The organism is Streptomyces sp. NPDC048411 (genome assembly GCF_040704695.1).
Taxonomy (GTDB): Bacteria; Actinomycetota; Actinomycetes; order Streptomycetales; family Streptomycetaceae; genus Streptomyces.
Genome location: NZ_JBEZKL010000152.1, coordinates 1 through 17,093 on the forward strand (window position 1 = coordinate 1; position 17,093 = coordinate 17,093).

Consider the following 17,093-nt stretch of genomic DNA (forward strand, 5'->3'; position numbering starts at 1 on the left):
TATCGGGGCGACCCTCCGCCTTGCGATCGCACGCACCAGACGCCGCCAGGCCCGCCCTACGGGCGGACGACGCTACTTTCGAAACACGCCCTAGTCCAGGTCCGCCTGCCAGAGGTCGGGGCCGAACACCTCGTACTGGATGTCCTGGGGCGCGACGCCCCGCTCGAGCAGCCTGCTGCGCACACCTTGCATGAACGGCAGCGGGCCGCACAGGTAGTACAGGGCGTTGTCGGGCAGATCGACCGCCGCGGGTTTCATCAGTCCCTGAAATACCCCGTTCAGCGGCTCCATGCTCTCCACGCCCTTCTCGTACCAGGCGTACAGCTCCGCGTGCCGCAACTCCAGGACGTCGCTCACGACCTGGCGGCGCAGGGGGAACGAGGGCTCGTCGAGATCGGCGTGGAGGACCGTGATGTGCAGCCCGGACCCGGCCTTGGCGAGGTGCGAGAGCATCCCGGCCACGGGGGCGATCCCGATGCCCGCGGTGGCGAACACCACCGGCCGTCCCGAGTCGTCGAGCACGACGTCGCCGTACGGCAGCGACAGCGTCAGGACGTCGCCCACGTCCACCGAGTCGTGCAGGAGCGTCGACATCTCCCCGTCGGGCTCGTCGTCGACGCTACGGACCCGCTTGACCGAGAACTGGCGGTGTTCCCCGTCGTCGGCCCGGGTCAGGCTGTACTGGCGCGGCTGGAGCACCCCGTCCGGCATCGTCATCCGCACAGTGACGTACTGGCCGGGCAGCGAGGTCTTCACCAGGCGGTCGTCGATCCGCTTGACCACGAAGGTCACGACGTCGGGGGTCTCCCGGATCTTCTTCTCGACCTTCCACTGCCGCCATACCGTCTCCGGCCTGACCCCACGCGCACTGTAGAGGCCGCGTTCCTGGTTGATCAGAGCATTGGCCATCAGCCAGTAGACCTCGTCCCAGGCGGCGGCGACCTCTGGGGTGACCGCGTCGCCCAGGACGTCGGCGATCGCCCACATCAGGTTGTCGTGGACAATCTGGTACTGATCGGGACGGATGCCGAGGGACGCGTGCTTGTGCGCAATCCGCGAGAGCAGGTGCTCGGGGATGTGCTCCGGTGATTCCACCAGTCCGCTCGCGAACGCCGCCACCGATCCGGCCAGCGCCTTCTGCTGATCTCCGTGGACCTGGTTGCCACGGTTGAAGACGCCGTTCAGCAGCTCCGGATGCTCGGCGAACATGTGCCTGTAGAAGCGCTGGGCGATTTCTCCGATGTGCTCGGCGACGACCGGCAGTGTTGCTGTGACGACAGGCCGAGAGGTGTCTGAGAGCATGGCATCCCTCCAGCGAGGACGTGTAGATCCCGGCCGTGGGCCCTGAACGGCAGCGGTCACACTAGGGCATCGAAGCGGGCCGGCCGAAGCCCGGCAGCGGCTGGGCCGCAGCCGGACAGGTTGCCGGACGATGATGGAGCGAGCCCCTCTGGGTGGGCGGCGACGAGGCCGATCCGGGACGGGCGGCCGCCTGCCGGGAGGCAGCCTGCTGCCTGGTCAGGATCTGGAATTGTCCCCCCAGGCTATGACGCGCTCCAGGGCCGGGCGAGTCGGCCCAGGCCTGTGCGACCGACATTGATCGCTTATGCCTGGGGCGTCCTCTGCTTCAGTCGCTACGGCTGCAGGACCGGACCCACTCCGCCTGGAATCTTTGTGATCCTGTGGTGTCCGCTGTCGTTGATGTCAGGCGTGGATGTCAGCCTGCCCCCCATGGGCACTCCGGCGGAACGATGGAGCGGGGTATCCGAGGCCGGACCTCGGGACCTGCCGAGCGTCCCTTCGCAAGTCAACGTGACTGTTGTGCAAAGCGCCTCTCGCAAGTTCCAACCACCGTGATCAACTGCCTGTGATCGCTCGTACAGCTCGTTCGGGTGCACACTTCGTGCAGGCTTCGGTCATGATGTCCAGGATTAACCTCACGATGTGTTTCCTCGTGAAGGTGAAAGAACATGCCGACGTATGTCACGTTGCTGAACTGGACCGATCAAGGGGCCCGAAACTACAAGGACACTGCGAAACGCGCCGAGGCCTTCGCCGCAGCGGCACAGAAGCTCGGGGCGAAACTCCTGAACATCTACTGGACCGTCGGCCCATACGACCTCGTGGCCGTCGTCGAGGCGCCTGACGACGAAACCGCCACCGCGACACTCCTGCAGCTCGGCGGAGTGGGCAACGTCCGTACCACGACTCTGCGGGCCTTCGGCCAAGAGGAGATGGATCGCATCATCGCCAAGGCTGCTGGCTGACGACCTCCCCCTGGGTCTTGTAGGGGATCTTGGGGACCTACGTTCCTGCAGCTCCAGGGCTTCGCATCGGCCGCCTGAGTAGTCGTCATTGGTCATTGTCGGCCACTGCTGAACAGCCTCGGACGGCCCGGAGACGGCCCAGCGTGGGCGCGGCTACCACCCAACTTGCCAGGCTCCGCGCTCCTCGGCACAACGCTCACTCGTACATCGTGGCGGCCCGGAGCGCATGAGCGAAGTACGTCCAGTTACCTTCGGCCGGCAGTGCCTCGGTTGCGTCCAGGGAAGTGGTGTACAGGTTTCCACCTAAAACGGGGGGACCGATATCTCATCTGGCACCACCACGAACCACTACCTCTGGATGGCCAGTTGAGCACCACCTTGTAAGTTCGATCAGGCTGCCGTGGCCCCTGCTTCCGCCATACGCACCAACGCTGCTGGTGGCCGCTCGATGTTGCCACCGTCGTTGATGTCAGCCGTAGATGTCAGGGCCCCCTCGATGCGGACTACCGGCACGACGGTCACTGACGGCTGTCGGCCTGTCCACACGGGCTCTCGGAACCAACAACGGTTGTTGATAGTCGCTGTGGTTGCGGTACTTCTCTGCTGTACTGCTGACCGTGGGAGCGGACCGATGCGGGGTGGTGGAACCGTGAGTGCAGACAGTCACGGAGTGCTGGGAGTCGTAGGCACGGCAGCCGATGGAGTCGAGCAACTACGCACCGGACTGGTCGAGCCGGCCATCGCCCTCGGCTGGCAGGTAGCCGTGACCCTGACCCCGAATGCCGGCCGATGGCTGAGGGCAAACGGCGAACTGGACCGCCTGGAAGCCGCAACTGGCCTGCCAGTCCGGGATACGCCTCGCCTACCGACCGAGGGTCGCCCACACCCTGTCGCCGACTGCTACGTCGTCGCCCCTGCAAGCGCGAACTACGTTGCCAAGCTCGCGACGGGCATCGCCGACAACCAAGCACTGACGCAAGTGAGCGAGGCGCTCGGCACGATCGGTGTTCCCGTCGTGGTGTTCCCGCGGGTCAACGCAGCACACGTACGGCACCCATCGTGGGACGGACATGTCGCAACCCTACGGAAGGCGGACGTAGAGCTCATCCACGGTCCTGACGTCTGGCCACTCCATGAACCCCGCGAAGGGCCAGCAGTTCGGCAGCTCCCCTGGGCCGCGGTCATGGAGTCCATCCAGCACGTGACGGCCCGGGCTGCTCGCTCAGGCGGCTGACCGGCCGCCAGGGCACAACGCGGCGAGTGGCGCCGATACGCGCAGGAGGGACTGAAAGTCGTGATTCTCCCGAAGGTCCGGGACCCTCGCTTCGTGACGATCCGCCGTGGTGGGACTCTCACTGATGCGGATCACCGTCTCCTCGCTCTATGGGCTGCCTCGTGTGCAGAGCACGTCCTTGGTCTGTTCGAGTCGGCTCAGCCTGGGGACCCACGGCCACGCCAGGCGATCGAGCACGCGCGGGCATGGGTGCGTGGCGAGGTCAAGATGATGCAGGCTCGCGCGGCGGGCGGCCATGCGATGGGGGCAGCCAGAGACCTGCGTGGGGCAGCACGGCATGCCGCGTATGCCGCCGGCCAGGCCGGGGCCGTCGCCCATGTCGCCGCTCACGAGCTCGGCGCGGCCGCCTATGCGATCAAGGCCGCACGTGCAGCGGCACCGGAAGGTGAGAGTGAGACCGCGGGACGACTCGAGTGCCAGTGGCAGCGCAATCAGCTCCCGGAGGCGATCCGCGAGCTCGTACTTGATGACCAGCGGCTGCGCAACGACATCTGCTGGTCGGTGTTCGACTGTTGAAGCCGAACCTTGCACGGCCCCTCATGGTTGACCCAATGAGCGGTATGCACCGTGAGGAACGAACAAGGCCCAGGCTCCCGGTTCAGTACCGGTGACCTGGGCCTTTGTCGTGCTTCCTGCTGGTGGGCGCGGACGGTTTCGAACCGCCGACATCTGCTTTGTAAGAGCAGCGCTCTACCCCTGAGCTACGCACCCGTGGATGAAGCAACAGCGTACATGGCGCAGGGCCCATGCTCACAAACGGTTGTCCGGACCGACGGGGAGACGGGGGATATCCCCACCCCGCTTACGGTAGCCGCCCGGATACTCCCCGGGCCGCTTCGCTCTCTACGGTGGATCCACACCGGCGGGACGGCCCGCCGGACCGGATGGGGGATCGATCACCGTGGCACTCCGCACTCGCACCCGCGCTCGCACCCGGCTCCGCACGCTCGTTGCGTCCGGCGGGGCTGTCCTCGTCGCCCTGGCCCTCACCGGTTGTGGCAGCGCGGATGTGGACGGCGCGCCGGCCGAGCACAAGTCGTTCGCGCTGGGTGGGAAGGCGCTGACCATCGAATCCGGCGGTACGACCGTGGAGCTCGTGCCGACCGATGTGCGCAAGGTCGAGGTGACCCGGCGCGTCGACGGGTGGGTGGTGCTCGGAGACGGGCCCGATGCCCGGTGGTCGATGCGGGACGACACGCTCACGCTGCGGGTGAAGTGCCACGCGGTGATCAGTAACTGCGGGTCGCGCCACCAGGTGAAGGTGCCGCGTGGCGTCGCGGTGACGGTCAAAGGGGACAACGGGCGGATCCTCGCGTCCGGGTTCGACACTCCTCTCACGCTCCACTCCGACAACGGAATGGTGACCGTGCGTGACTCCAGCGGTCCGTTGAAGCTGGAGTGTGACAACGGGGGCCTCCTCACGGAGCGGATCTCCAGCAGGTCCGTCTCCGCGCGCTCGGACAACGGGGGGATCCGGCTCGGGTTCAGCGCTGTGCCGGATCTGGTGGACACCGTCAGCGACAACGGCCGGGTCACCATCGATCTGCCGCGCGGTTCGCAGGCGTACGCGGTGACTGCCACCACGAGGAACGGGCTCGTCTCAGTGAAGGTGCCGCGCAGCGACGGCAGTGCTCATGTGGTGAAGGCGCACAGCGACAACGGTCAGATCACGGTGCGAACGGCGAACTAACCGGCCCGTGTGTTCGTCCTTACCTGGTGGGAGAATGAACCGGGCAGGGCGAAACGGCACGGGAGAGGGATGTGACGGCGACATACGCGCGGCCGCAGGCAGGAGCGGGTGCCATGTCCGCCGTCAGGGACGTCCTCGGGTTGATGCTGCTGCCGGTGCCGTTGCTCGCGGCCACGCTGCCGGCCGCCTTCGCCGGTGGAGGTACACGGCGCTGGTTCGGCGGCCGTGGGGAGAACCAGCGTGTCGAGGCGCAGGCGGCGAAGGATGCGGCTGCGGAGGCGTTCTACGAGCTGGACACCGCTCAGCGCGATCTGCAGATCTCGATCGAGACGATCACCGCGGTGGACAGTTCGCCCGCCGCGCGCAAGGTCGTGGACGACTTCGCCGCTCTGGGGCGGCGGATCGACGAGGCGAGCCATGCGTACATCACGGCGGTGGACGCGCACGACCTGGACCGGGACGATCTCGAACCGGCGATCGCGGCGCGTGCCAGGACGGAGCTGACGGGCGCCAAGGACGAGCTCGTACGGGTCAAGGGCGAGCTCGACCGGTTCGCCCAGGGACTCGGTCCGTTCCTGGCAAACGCGGAGACACAGCTCGCCCGGCTCGCGCCCGCCGTGGAGCGGGCCCGGCAGGCGCTGCTCGGTGCGAGCAACGCTCTCGACGCCGTGCGTGCGTCCGGGCTGCGGGCGGACGATCTCGCCGCGCGTCTGGCGGCCCTCGCCCCCGAACTGACCAAGCTCAACCAGGGCGCTGGCCGGCACGGCGTGCAGGAGACGCTGCTCCGCGCCGATCAGGTGCTGCGCGGTGCGGAGGCTATTCGGGCGGAGGCGGCGCGGCTTCCCGAGCGTGCCGCCGAGATCGACCACCGGCTGGTGTCGCTGCGGACCCGTGCCCAGGCGCTGACCACCCGTGCGAGCTCGGTGGAGCCGGTGCTGAGTGAGCTGAGGCGGCGTTTTTCGGCCGCGTGCTGGCAGGACCTCCAGCCGGTTCCGGAGCAGGCGGCGGTCAATGTGCGGCAGGCCGAGGAGAAGCTCAAGGAGGCGGCCAAGGCACGGGACGAGCAGCGCTGGGCGGACGCGACCTCGCGGCTCTCCACGGTACGGGCCCTGCTGAACGCGACGGACGAGGCGGTGTCCGCGGCCGGCGACCGGCTGCACCGGCTCGACGCCGTGGCCAAGGATCCGCAGCAGGAGATCCAGCGGACCCGGTTCGCGATCCGGGACGCGCAGCGTCTGGCCATGGCGGGCCGCAACACGCCCGACCCGCGCCATGCCCGGCCGCTGGACGACGGGGTGGCCCGGCTGGAGCGCGCCGTCGCCGGGCTGGAGGGCCGCCACCCCGACTACTGGCACTTTCTGACCGAGACGGAAGCGGTGCGGCAGACGGCTGCGAGGGTGGTTTCCGAGATCCGGGAGGAGCGTGGCGCCGGGGGCTGAGCCGAGTTGTCGGGGCCCGGGGCAGGGCGGATCATGGTGGTAGTCCGAAGGAGGCCATCGCCATGGCCCACACCGGTGCTCCGCGTCTCCCGCACCTCCCTCATCACCCGCAGCAAGCGGCGCGAGGTCCGGCGAGACCCGGCAGAATGGCCCGGCTCGACGAGCATCTCCCGGTCGATCACCGGCTCAGCAGGGTCTACCGCGTCGGGGCAGGGCTGATGGGACTGGTGCTGCTCGCCTTCGGCATCCTGGGGCTCATCGACGAGATCGGCTTCTTCGACACGGGTGGTGCCACCGTCGCGGGTCTGAACACCAACGGTGCGCTCAGCGTGCTGTCCATCTGCGTCGGCCTGCTCCTGTTCACCGGAATGGTGATCGGCGCCAACTTCGCCTCGACGCTCAACATGGTCCTCGGTATCGCGTTCATCCTCAGTGGCTTCGTCAATCTCGCGCTGCTCGACACGGACTACAACTTCCTGGCCTTCCACCTGCAGAACGTGCTGTTCAGCTTTGTCGTCGGGCTGATGCTGATGATGTTCGGGATGTACGGGAGGGTCAGTGGCGGGCTCCCGCACGACAACCCGTACTGGCAGGCCCGCCATCCCGATCAGGCAGCCGAGGAGTTGCGCCGCAGACGGCGGCAGTCCATGCCCATTGCCCGGTCGTAGGAGCGGCCCCGTCGCGGCGGTGCGCCCACCCGTATCGGCCCTGGGTCCTGTTGCCGGGCACCGCTGCCGGGCAGCGCCGCCGGTTACGGGGTAGCCGTTAGCCTGGGGTCATGCCTCGTTACGAGTACCGCTGCCGCTCCTGCGGAGACACTTTCGAACTCAGCCGTCCGATGGCCGAGTCCTCGGCTCCTGCCTCCTGCCCCGCTGGGCACGAGGACACCGTGAAGCTCCTCTCCACCGTGGCTGTGGGCGGGGGTTCGGCCAAGTCCGCGCCCGCCGCCCCGTCGGGCGGCGGTGGCGGCGGGGGCTGCTGCGGTGGGGGTTGCTGCGGCTGACCCGGCCGCGCCGCTCGACCCGGCGGGCGGGCGCTACCTCCTGCGGGAGAGTGTCAGCCCGTCCGCCACGGTGAGCATCACGCTGTCCATCCGCGGGTCGGCGGCCACATGCTCGTTGAACTCCTTGATCGCCGCCGCCCCGCCGGTCGCCTGCGGGTCGGTCACGCCGCCGTGGAACAGCACGTTGTCGGTGACGACGAGGCCGCCTTGCCGCATGCGGGGCACCAGCTCCTCCCAGTACGGGATGTAGTTGCCCTTGTCCGCGTCCAGATAGGCGAGATCGATGTGCGGGTCGGACGGCATCGCCCTCAGCGTGTCGAGCGCGGGGGCGATGCGCAGCTCGATCCGGTCGGCGACGCCTGCCTTCTCCCACGCCTCCCTGCCGTAGGCGGTCCACTCCTCCGAGATGTCGCAGGCGATCAGCCGCCCGTCGGCGGGCAGCGCCTGCGCCATGGCCAGTGCGGAGAACCCGGTGAATGTCCCGACCTCGACGATGTGCCGGGCCCCGGTCAGCCGTACGAGGAAGGCGAGCAGTGGCCCCTGTTCCTCGGCGGACTGCATGCCGGCCTGATCGGGAAGGCGTGCGTACGTGGTCTCGACGAGCTCACGCTGCACCGCGTCGAGCGGCGGATTGTGCGCCAGCATGTACGCGTACAACTCGTCCGTGATCTTGGTTTCGTTTCCCTTGCTCATCGCAGACTCTCTTCGTGCCTGCCGGGCAGGCTGGTCAGGTCCCCGAGTACCGGAGTACGGCGGGAACGCGGCGGCTGCCAGCCACTGTTCCCTGTCGGTCCGGGCTTGTCGAAGATCGCGTCGACGTGTTGCTCCGCGCACCCGTGCAGCCGTTCGGCGACGGCCGCGCAGGATTCAGAGACCGTGCCGGGGGACGGAAGCCCGGATGAATCGGCGGAGGATCTCCTCGCCCGCCGCCACACCACGTTCCGTCAGGACGTCGACGTGCGGGGCACTCCAGTCGGTGTCGGCGAGTTCGCCGTGGCCCGGACGCCAGGCGAGGTCGGCGGCGAGGAGCAGATCGGCGTCGAGGAGCGAGTCGCCGGCGGCGAGGGTGAGCGTGGCGCCGGCGCGGCGGGCGACCTCGTGCATCGCGGCGCTCTTGGTGAGCGGCTTGGGCACGGCGTAGATCTTGCGGCCCTGGAGGGACACGGTCCAGCCGCGGGGCCCCGCCCACTCGGCCAGTTCCTGCAGCCAGTCCGTGGGCAGCAGCGAGCGTTCGACGACGAGATAGGCGAAGAGGTCCTCGGCGACGCGTTCCTTCAGCAGCCAGGCGGGGTCGGCTGCGGCCACGAGGTGGGCGCGGACCTCGGCGAGCGAGGCGCACTCGTCGGCCAGCCGGCGGGCCACCCGGTCCTGCCAGTCGGGATCGGAGACGCCGTCGACCAGGAGGTGCCCCCCGTTGGCGCAGATGGCGAACTTCGGTGCGGGGCCGGGGAACTGGATGCGGTGGTACTGCTCGCGGGTGCGGGTCGTCGTGGGTACGAAGACCGTGGCGCGGGCCAGTTCGTCGACGAGTGCGGCGGCCGTCTCCGTCATGTAGGAGAGCGGCTTGTTCCCGTACACCTCGACGCAGAGCAGCCGGGGGGCATCCGCGTCCGGCATGGCGAGCTGGAGTGCCGCCGTCGAATAGATGAGGGTGCGGTCGAGGTCGCTGGCGACCAGCGTCACAGGGGCGGTCGAGGCGGTCGGGGTGGTCGGGGCGGTCGCAGTGGCCGGGTGGGTCACTGTGACGCCACCGCCTTGCCGTCCGCGCCCGTCGCTCCGCGGGTGTATTTCGGGTGGATCAGTCCGACGCAGGTGTACGGGAGACCGTCGACCTCCTCGACCGGCACGCCGCGCTGCTCGGCCAGCAGCCGGATGTGTTCGAGGTCGGCACCGGCGCCGCGCTTGGCGAGGATCTTCCAGGGGACGCGTCGCAGCAGTACGCGGGTGGTCTCGCCGACCCCCGGCTTGACCAGGTTCACATCGTGGATGCCGTACTCCTCGCTGATGCGCTCGACGGCCGCCCAGCCCTCCCAGGTGGGGGCGCGGTCAGCCGTGAGCAGCTCCTTGACCTCGGCGTCCACGGCGTCGACGACCTGGTCGAAGTGGGCGGCGACGGTGTCGAGGAAGTGGCCGGACACATCGGCTTCCGCGAGTTCCCGGTAGAACTTCGCGCCGTGGAAGTCATGGGGGCCGACCAGGTCGGACCGGAGGACGGTACGGGAGATCAGTCCGGAGACAGTGGAGTTGAGGCAGGCGGACGGGATGAGGAAGTCCTCGCGGGTGCCGTAGGTGCGGACGCAGCCGCCCGGGTCGGCGAGGACCGCGATCTCGGGGTCGAAGCCGTCGAACTCCTCGAGTGCGGCGGCCAGTTCGCGGGTGATGGCGCCCTTGCCGGTCCAGCCGTCGACGAAGACGACGTCGGCGGGGTCGTGGTGGGCGGCCAGCCAGCGCAGGGCGTTCGCGTCGATGCCCCGGCCGCGCACGATGGAGACGGCGTAGTGGGGCAGATCGAGCCCGTGACGGTGCTGGGCCCAGCGGCGCATCAGCACGCCGACCGGGGTGCCGGCCCGCGCGAGGGAGACCAGGACGGGGCGGGGGGTGCGCTCGGCGAGGACCGTCTCGGTGACGGTTCCGACGGCCCGCGCGATGCGGGCCGCCGACAGGTCCAGGGCCGCCTTGAACAGGTCCTGGTACTCGGCCGACGGCTGGTACTCGACGGGCAGCGACTCGGCGTAGTGCGCGCCGCCGCTCTGTATCGCCTCCTCGCGCTCCTCGGTGGGCGCCTCCAGCTCGGTGTCCGAGAGGTCCTGGAGCAGCCAGCCGACTTCTTCCGGCGCATAGGAGGAGAAGGCTGGGCCGCGGAGGGGCTCGGACAGCATGGGAGGTTCCTGCCGTTCGGGGGCGGTGGAGGAGGCGGACGACGGGACGTACGAGGGGACGACGGCCAGCAGGACGTGGGAGGTGTGCGCGGCGAGTTCCGCCAGCAGGCCGTCCGGGGCGTGCAGTTCCGGGGTGTCGGCGGCGGAGTCGACGACGACGACCACGGCGTCGAAACCGGCGTCCGCGACGTTGTACGCGTAGCGGACGCCGGGGCCGTCGGCCGGGTTGTCATGGGCCGGGAAGACCAGCCGGCTGCGTATCGCGTAGCCGGGGTCGTTCACGGCGAGGACGGGGGACCGTGTGGTGGTCGAGTAGCGCACCTCGGCGTCGGTGTGATCCTCCAGGGCGGTGCCCAGCCGGAGCGGTGCGTACATCAGCTCCTCGAAGCCGAGGACGAGTATGCGGCGGGCTTCACCGCCCAGGGCGCCGGCGATGCGGGCAGCCATGGCGGGAAGGGCCGATTCGAGCGTCTCGCGGTGGGCGGGGGTGAAGCCGTGCCGTCCGCCGTCGGGCACACCGGCGGGCCACTCAAGCTCCACCCGGGTGCACGGGCTGCCGGGCCCTGCCGCGCCGGCCCGGGCGGGTTCCCGCTCCGACTCGTGGGCGGCGACGAGGGCCTGGCCCTTCTCCAGAACGCCGTCCGGGAGCCGGACCGTACCCGTACCCCTGGCCACCAGGTCGACGCGGGCGCCGATCTCGGCGGCGAACCCGGCCAGCCGTTCGCGGTCGGCCGCCGACCGCATGTCCACCAGGGCCACGATGACGTAGCGGTCGCGCGGGTACAGCTCGTGCAGCGCGCGAATCGTGTTGAGCACGGTGTTGCCCGTGGAGAACTCGTCGTCCACCAGCACGAGCGGCGCCCCGCTCCCGCGCGCCAGCAAGGCGGGGTCCTCCGGCAGCAACAGATGCGACGTCGCGTGCGAGTGCGACTCCTCGAAGCCGCCCGCCCGGGCCACGCCCTCGACCGGACGCCGCGTCGAGTGGAGGTACGGGACCACGCCCAGCCCGTCGGCGACCGCGTGGCCGAGGCCGGTGGCCGTCTCCGCGTACCCGAGCACCACCGCCCGGCGGGCCTCCGCCTCCCCGAGGAGCGCGCGCACGCTCAGTCCGAGCTCGAACCCCGCGCGGTACACCACGGAGGGCCGCTGCGGGACATGCTTGCCCAGCACATTGGAGACGAGCAGATGGGCCCGTTTGGGGTTGCGGCGCAGGGCGAGGCCCAGCAGTTCCCGGAGCTCCCCGTCACCCTCGGGCCTTCCGTTGCCGACGAGCTCGACGCCCAGCCGCTCCGCCACCCAGCTACCCGACCACACCACGTTCGCCGTCTCTTTCCTTGCTGCGCGTTCGCTCATCGAGACGCGCTCATTCCGCCAGCCCCGCGGCCAGCAGATCCACGAAGCCGACGTCTTCCTTCGCGACGCCGAAGACCTCGGCCCGTTGCAGGGTGCGCTCGGCCCAGGCGCGGTGCGGCTTCACTTCATTCATCTTGTTCGTGTACGCGGAGCGCATCACTCCGCCACCGCCCCGCTCCGGCCGCAGGATGTCCTGTGCGTCGCTGAACTCCTCGTGACTGACCACGGACAGTGCGTGCACCGGCGCGACGTGCGACGGGTGGATGCAGGTCTTGCCGAGCAGCCCGTTGGCCCGGTCGAGCTCGATCTCCCGCAGCAGGCCGTCCAGGTCGTGCTCGATCAGTGTCGTGCGCAGCTCCTCGGCGCGGCCCTCGAGGAAGGGGCTGCGGCGCAGCTGCGGCTTGAACATGCGCTCCTGGAGCCGGAAGTACTCCCACACCGGTCCGGTGATCGTGAAGCCCGTCCCGTCCGACCGGCCCAGCACATTGACCACATCGGCTATGACCGCGGCGACGAGCTGGACGTCGTACGCCGTCATGTCGGGCGTCCTGCGCAGTCCGTACGCCGAGCAGAAGTCGGTGACCCCGAGCCGCAGGGCGAGCACCCGGTCCCGGTACGTGTTGACGGTGCGGACGATTCCCCGGAGCGCCGCCGCGCGGGTCTCCAGGTGCAGCAGCTCGGGCGATTCGAGAACGGGCATCGCGAACAGGCGCTGTCCGCCAGCCGTCTCGGCCTTGGTGAGCGCCTCCATGAACGGAAGACCACGCTCTTCCGTGAACTTCGGAAGTACAAAACCGGACAACAAACGGACGGAGCTGCCGAGCCGCTGCACCAGGTCCGTTATCTGCTCCGGCTCGCGGACCCGGATGAAGAGCAGCGGCACCTCGGCGCCGCGCGCAGCGAGGTCGCGGAACTGCCTGACCAGGTTCTCCTCGGCGTCCAACACCTCGGAGTCGTCGATGGAGTCCTCCAGGCACAGCACCATCGAGACGACACCGCGCCCGGCCTGCTTGAGGACGTCATCGGCGAGCCGCAGCCGGGTCGCCGGGGAGTACAGGGTGGCGCCGAGAGCGGCCGAAAGCATCCGGGCGGGGGAGTCCGCACCGAATTCGCGCGGCTGCTGAAAGAACAGGCCTTCCCGCGCAGCGGGCGAGATGTGCCCGAAATGACGCATGTGATTCCCCCGTACTGCCGGATCAGCCGGACAAGGTGTGGCCGGTAATAGTACGTACGGACGGGTGTCGAGGGTTCCCCACGTGCATGAATTTCGGGTAACTCGTCCATTTCCCGACGGTTCCGCAGGGCCCGGAGGACGTGGTTCCGACGCACTGCCGAGACATGGGTCGGGCCCCCACGTTGTCTGCGCAGGCAGCCAGCAGGCAGGATGACCGCCATGACGCACGCGATGCTGAAGGGCTCGAACGTCCCCCTCGATGCCATGGCCGTACGGGCCGTGCTGCGCTGGACTCCGGGCGCCGGGGTGCCCGATGTGGACGCCTCGGCCCTGCTTCTCGGCGCCGGTGGCCGTGTGCGCTCGGACGAGGACTTCGTGTTCTACAACCAGCCCCGGCACCCCTCCGGCCTGGTACGACGGCTACCGAAGCGCAGTGTCGCCGAGGGGCTCACCGACACCATCGAGGCCGACCTGGGCGCGCTCGACCCATCGGTCGAACAGGTGGTCGTCGCCGCTTCCTCCGACGGGGCCGCCTTCCAGCAGGTCCGCGATCTCCGCATACTTCTCTACGACGCGGCATCGGCGGGCGGCGACCCGCTCGCCGTGTTCGATGTACGGCCGGAGACCGGCGAGGAGACCGCGATCATCTGCGGTGAGCTCTACCGGCGCGGCGATGGCTGGAAATTCCGGGCGGTCGGTCAGGGCTACCCGACCGGGCTGGTCGGGCTCGCGACCGCATTCGGCATCTCGGTCGACGAGGCGGAGGCCGCGGCCGAGCCGGAGCCCGATCCGGCCCCCGCCGTGCCGACGGTCGCCCCGGTGTCTCCCCCTGCGCCGGTACCCGGACCCGACTCGCAGGCCACGGTCCAGCACCAGCAGCCCACGTACGGCTACCCGCAGCCCGCAGCCGCCCCGGCTGCGTACGGCTATCCCCAGCCCGCGGCGGCCGCCCCCGCTCCTCAGCCCGCCTACGGCTACCCGCAGCCGGCCGCGCCGCAGCCCGCCTACGGCTATCCGCAGCCCGCGGTGGCCGCCGCGCCCGCCCCGGACCCGAATTTCGTGCTGCCGCCGCAGGGCCCCCAGTTCGTCCGCTCCTGACCGCCGCGGCGGCAGGCGCCCGCTCAGAGCCTGTCGGGTGACAGGCTCTCAGGCCCGGGACTTGTAGCCGCGCCCCCACTGCATTCCCCAGCCGTACAGCCGGTCCAGCTCCGACTGGAAACCGTAGACGAACTTCACCTCGCGCCGCACGAGCAGGTCGCCCTTGACGTTCTCCACGGTGAACACGGCGCACGAGCGCGCCTGCGGAGCCCGCTCGTCGAGCTCGATCTCGATCCGCGGGCCGTTGCCCGGGTAGAGCGTCACCTTGGCGTGTGTACGGTCGAAGGCCGGCGTCTGGTCGTAGATGTAGACGAAGAACAGCAGCCGCTTGATCTGGTCCCGCTGGTCGAGGTTGACGTACACGGTCTCCCCCGACGGCGCCCCGAAGCGGTCGTCCCCGCTGAGCCTGATGTACGGCGGCGCGTTCAGGTCGCCGATCAGGTTGCCGAGCGGCTGCACCACGCCCTTGGTGCCGTCCTTCAGCTCGTACATGCAGCCCAGGTCCAGGTCGACGTTGACCACACCCTGGGTGTGTGCCTGGACCACATCGGGCTGGAAGAGCTTGAACGGCCGCAGCAGCCGGCCGCTCTGCCGCGACCTGCCCTCGATGTCGGACGTGCGCATCCGCCAGGAGAGGTTGACCCGGAGGTTGCCGGTCAGCGCGCCCTGTTTGGTGAGGGAGACCGTGGCGTGCCGCTTGGACAGCACGATGGAGTTGGTTGCCGCGTTGCCCGACTCGAACTGTGCTTCCCGCCCCGGCCACAGGCTGTCCCAGAACGCCATCCCCAACCCCCACATGTCTCGGTAGTGCCCAGGTCCCGCACGCATCACTGCGGGGCGGCCCACGGGCCGGTTCCGGGTGTTTCCGGAGAACCGTCGCCGTACGGACCGCCCCGCTGAGAGCGTTCCTCAATCCCTACCGGGTCACACCCCGGACGGGACCTCCGCCTTGGAGCCTGAGTTGTCGTCGCCGCCTCCGGCCTCCAGCGCCTTGTTGCGCCGGACCGAGGACCAGAAGGACCAGCCGATCAGCACGACGCCGACGAGACCGGTGATGATCTCGTTGATCTGGTACTGGATGGTGACGAGCAGGATGACGGACAGCGCGCCGATGGCGTAGTGCGCGCCGTGCTCCAGGTAGACGTAGTCGTCCAGGGTGCCCTGGCGGACCAGGTAGACGGTGAGCGACCGGACGTACATGGCGCCGATGCCGAGGCCGAGGGCCATCAGCACGATGTTGTTGGTGATGGCGAAGGCACCGATGACGCCGTCGAACGAGAAGGACGCGTCGAGCACTTCCAGGTAGAGGAACATGAAGAACGCGGCCTTGCCGGAGAGCACGATCGCAGAGACCTTCTTGCCGCTCTTCCTGGCCTCTTCCTCGACCTCGTGGTCGCGCTCCTCCTCTTCCTCGAGCTTGTTCTCGAAGAAACCGGAGAGACCGCCGACGATGAGGTAGGTGATCAGACCCGCGATACCCGCGAGCAGGACGGTCTCCGCCTTGTCCGCGTGCGCGCCGCCGTGCTGGTGCGCCTGGGTCGCGAAGGTCATGGCCGAGACCAGCAGCACGATGAGCGCGATGCACACCGACAGCATGTCGACCTTGCCGAGCTTGGCGAGCGGGCGCTCGATCCAGCGCAGCCACTGGATGTCACGGTCCTCGAAAATGAAGTCGAGGAAGATCATCAGAAGGAACATGCCACCGAAGGCGGCGATCGCCGGGTGGGCGTCCGTGACCAGTTGCTGGTAGCGGTCGGGCTGGTTGAACGAGAGATCGACTGCCTCGATGGGCCCGATCTTGGCGGTGATGGCCACGATCACGACGGGGAAGACCAGCCGCATACCGAAGACCGCGATGAGCACACCGACCGTGAGGAAGATCTTCTGCCAGAAGGCATTCATCTTCTTCAGGATTCCGGCGTTGACCACCGCATTGTCGAAGGACAGCGAGATCTCGAGGACGGAAAGAATCGCGACCACACCGAAGGCTTCCCACCCCCCGTAGATCACCGCTGCGACCAGGCCGAGCGCGGTAATCGCGAACGACCAGCCGAAGGTTTTCAGAAGCACTGGCTACCCCATCATGTATGTAACGGGTCTCCCCCGGATGTGTACGGGGCTCCCCCGCGTCGTGCGCGGCTTTACGAAACGTTGACCCCGAAGTCTAGAGCGATGCCCCGCAACCCGGACGCGTACCCCTGTCCCACTGCACGGAACTTCCACTCGCCGCTGTAGCGGTAAAGTTCCCCGAAGATCATCGCGGTCTCGGTGGAGGCGTCCTCGCTCAGGTCGTAGCGCGCGAGTTCCTGGCCGTCCGCCTGGTTCACCACGCGAATGAACGCATTGCTGACCTGGCCGAATGTTTGGCCGCGATTCTCGGCCTCATGGATCGAGACCGGAAAAACGATCTTGTCGCAGTGGGCGGGGACCTGGCTGAGGTTCACGATGATCGACTCGTCGTCGCCCTCGCCCTCACCCGTGAGGTTGTCGCCCGTGTGTTCCACGGAGCCGTCCGGACTCGTGAGGTTGTTGTAGAAGACGAACCATTCGTCGCCGAGCACCCGGCCCGACTGGCACAGCAGCGCGCTGGCGTCGAGGTCGAAGTCGGCGCCCGTGGTGGATCGTGCGTCCCAGCCGAGGCCGACGAGCACCTGGGTGAGGTTGGGTGCGGCCTTGGAGAGGGAGACATTGCCTCCCTTGGCGAGCGTGACGCCCATGATGTGAGTCCTCCCCGAGTCGATGAACCGTCTGTTGAGCGCGTCCGGGGGGGCCCGCGGGGGGGGGGGCCGGCGGGGGCGGGGGGGGGGGGGGGGGGTGGGGTGGGGTGTTTCTTGGTCCGTCGGGCTTGTGCGTTCGGGGGCGGGTGGGGGGGGGGCGTGGGGGGGGGGGGCGGGGG

The 17,093-nt window shown here is 68.9% G+C and carries 16 protein-coding genes and 1 tRNA gene; 8 read left to right on the forward strand and 9 right to left on the reverse strand.

Annotation, left to right across the window (positions count from 1 at the left end):
* Window positions 1-90 precede the first annotated feature (90 nt).
* Window positions 91-1,302 (reverse strand): globin domain-containing protein, encoded by a 1,212-nt coding sequence (locus AB0915_RS33555; protein WP_366694652.1) that lies wholly within the window; start codon window positions 1,300-1,302, stop codon window positions 91-93.
* Window positions 1,303-1,970: 668 nt separating this feature from the next.
* Between AB0915_RS33555 and AB0915_RS33560 the strand changes: the two genes are divergently transcribed.
* The 3 genes from AB0915_RS33560 (at window position 1,971) to AB0915_RS33570 (ending at window position 4,077) form a co-directional block, all read left to right on the forward strand.
* Window positions 1,971-2,267, forward strand: coding sequence for a GYD domain-containing protein (locus AB0915_RS33560; protein WP_366694653.1), 297 nt, complete (start codon window positions 1,971-1,973; stop codon window positions 2,265-2,267).
* Between the two features lie 631 nt (window positions 2,268-2,898).
* On the forward strand, window positions 2,899-3,501 hold the full coding sequence (locus tag AB0915_RS33565; RefSeq protein ID WP_366694654.1) for a flavoprotein: 603 nt from the start codon (window positions 2,899-2,901) through the stop codon (window positions 3,499-3,501).
* Window positions 3,502-3,561: 60 nt separating this feature from the next.
* Entirely contained in the window at window positions 3,562-4,077 is a 516-nt protein-coding gene (locus tag AB0915_RS33570; RefSeq protein ID WP_366694655.1) for a putative immunity protein, read from the forward strand.
* 120 nt (window positions 4,078-4,197) lie between these two features.
* Here AB0915_RS33570 and AB0915_RS33575 read toward each other — a convergent pair.
* A tRNA-Val gene (locus AB0915_RS33575) sits at window positions 4,198-4,272 on the reverse strand.
* A 190-nt stretch (window positions 4,273-4,462) separates the two neighbouring features.
* Between AB0915_RS33575 and AB0915_RS33580 the strand changes: the two genes are divergently transcribed.
* From AB0915_RS33580 to AB0915_RS33595, 4 genes are all read left to right on the forward strand, one after another.
* Window positions 4,463-5,251 carry a hypothetical protein gene (locus AB0915_RS33580; protein ID WP_366694656.1) on the forward strand — a complete coding sequence of 263 codons (789 nt, stop codon included), beginning with the start codon at window positions 4,463-4,465 and terminating at the stop codon, window positions 5,249-5,251.
* A 113-nt stretch (window positions 5,252-5,364) separates the two neighbouring features.
* Window positions 5,365-6,690 carry a hypothetical protein gene (locus AB0915_RS33585; RefSeq protein ID WP_366694657.1) on the forward strand — a complete coding sequence of 442 codons (1,326 nt, stop codon included), beginning with the start codon at window positions 5,365-5,367 and terminating at the stop codon, window positions 6,688-6,690.
* A 146-nt stretch (window positions 6,691-6,836) separates the two neighbouring features.
* Window positions 6,837-7,358, forward strand: a complete 522-nt coding sequence (locus AB0915_RS33590; protein ID WP_366694658.1) for a DUF4383 domain-containing protein — start codon at window positions 6,837-6,839, stop codon at window positions 7,356-7,358.
* Window positions 7,359-7,468: 110 nt separating this feature from the next.
* Window positions 7,469-7,693 (forward strand): zinc ribbon domain-containing protein, encoded by a 225-nt coding sequence (locus AB0915_RS33595; protein WP_327246529.1) that lies wholly within the window; start codon window positions 7,469-7,471, stop codon window positions 7,691-7,693.
* Between the two features lie 33 nt (window positions 7,694-7,726).
* Here the strand turns inward: AB0915_RS33595 and AB0915_RS33600 are convergent, their stop codons facing one another.
* The 4 genes from AB0915_RS33600 to AB0915_RS33615 form a co-directional block, all read right to left on the reverse strand.
* The gene (locus tag AB0915_RS33600; protein WP_366694659.1) at window positions 7,727-8,386 is read right to left on the reverse strand and encodes a class I SAM-dependent methyltransferase; all 660 of its coding nucleotides are present in this window, start codon (window positions 8,384-8,386) and stop codon (window positions 7,727-7,729) included.
* A 174-nt stretch (window positions 8,387-8,560) separates the two neighbouring features.
* Window positions 8,561-9,433 (reverse strand): HAD family hydrolase, encoded by an 873-nt coding sequence (locus AB0915_RS33605; RefSeq protein WP_366694660.1) that lies wholly within the window; start codon window positions 9,431-9,433, stop codon window positions 8,561-8,563.
* On the reverse strand, window positions 9,430-11,925 hold the full coding sequence (locus AB0915_RS33610; protein WP_366694661.1) for a phosphoribosyltransferase: 2,496 nt from the start codon (window positions 11,923-11,925) through the stop codon (window positions 9,430-9,432). Before AB0915_RS33610 ends, AB0915_RS33605 begins: the two co-directional genes overlap by 4 nt.
* A gap of 10 nt (window positions 11,926-11,935) precedes the next feature.
* Complete coding sequence (locus tag AB0915_RS33615; protein WP_366694662.1) at window positions 11,936-13,099, reverse strand: HpcH/HpaI aldolase/citrate lyase family protein; 1,164 nt, start codon at window positions 13,097-13,099, stop codon at window positions 11,936-11,938.
* Between the two features lie 219 nt (window positions 13,100-13,318).
* Here AB0915_RS33615 and AB0915_RS33620 point away from each other — a divergent pair, with 219 nt between their 5' ends.
* A complete protein-coding gene (locus tag AB0915_RS33620; protein ID WP_366694663.1) occupies window positions 13,319-14,197 on the forward strand; it encodes a TerD family protein in 879 nt (292 codons plus the stop codon).
* A 48-nt stretch (window positions 14,198-14,245) separates the two neighbouring features.
* Here the strand turns inward: AB0915_RS33620 and AB0915_RS33625 are convergent, their stop codons facing one another.
* From AB0915_RS33625 to AB0915_RS33635, 3 genes are all read right to left on the reverse strand, one after another.
* Window positions 14,246-14,980: a Tellurium resistance gene (locus AB0915_RS33625; protein ID WP_366694664.1), complete on the reverse strand. Its 735-nt coding sequence runs from the start codon at window positions 14,978-14,980 to the stop codon at window positions 14,246-14,248.
* A gap of 141 nt (window positions 14,981-15,121) precedes the next feature.
* Window positions 15,122-16,267 (reverse strand): DUF475 domain-containing protein, encoded by a 1,146-nt coding sequence (locus AB0915_RS33630; protein ID WP_366694665.1) that lies wholly within the window; start codon window positions 16,265-16,267, stop codon window positions 15,122-15,124.
* 71 nt (window positions 16,268-16,338) lie between these two features.
* The gene (locus AB0915_RS33635; protein ID WP_366694666.1) at window positions 16,339-16,914 is read right to left on the reverse strand and encodes a TerD family protein; all 576 of its coding nucleotides are present in this window, start codon (window positions 16,912-16,914) and stop codon (window positions 16,339-16,341) included.
* Between the last annotated feature and the right edge of the window lie 179 nt (window positions 16,915-17,093).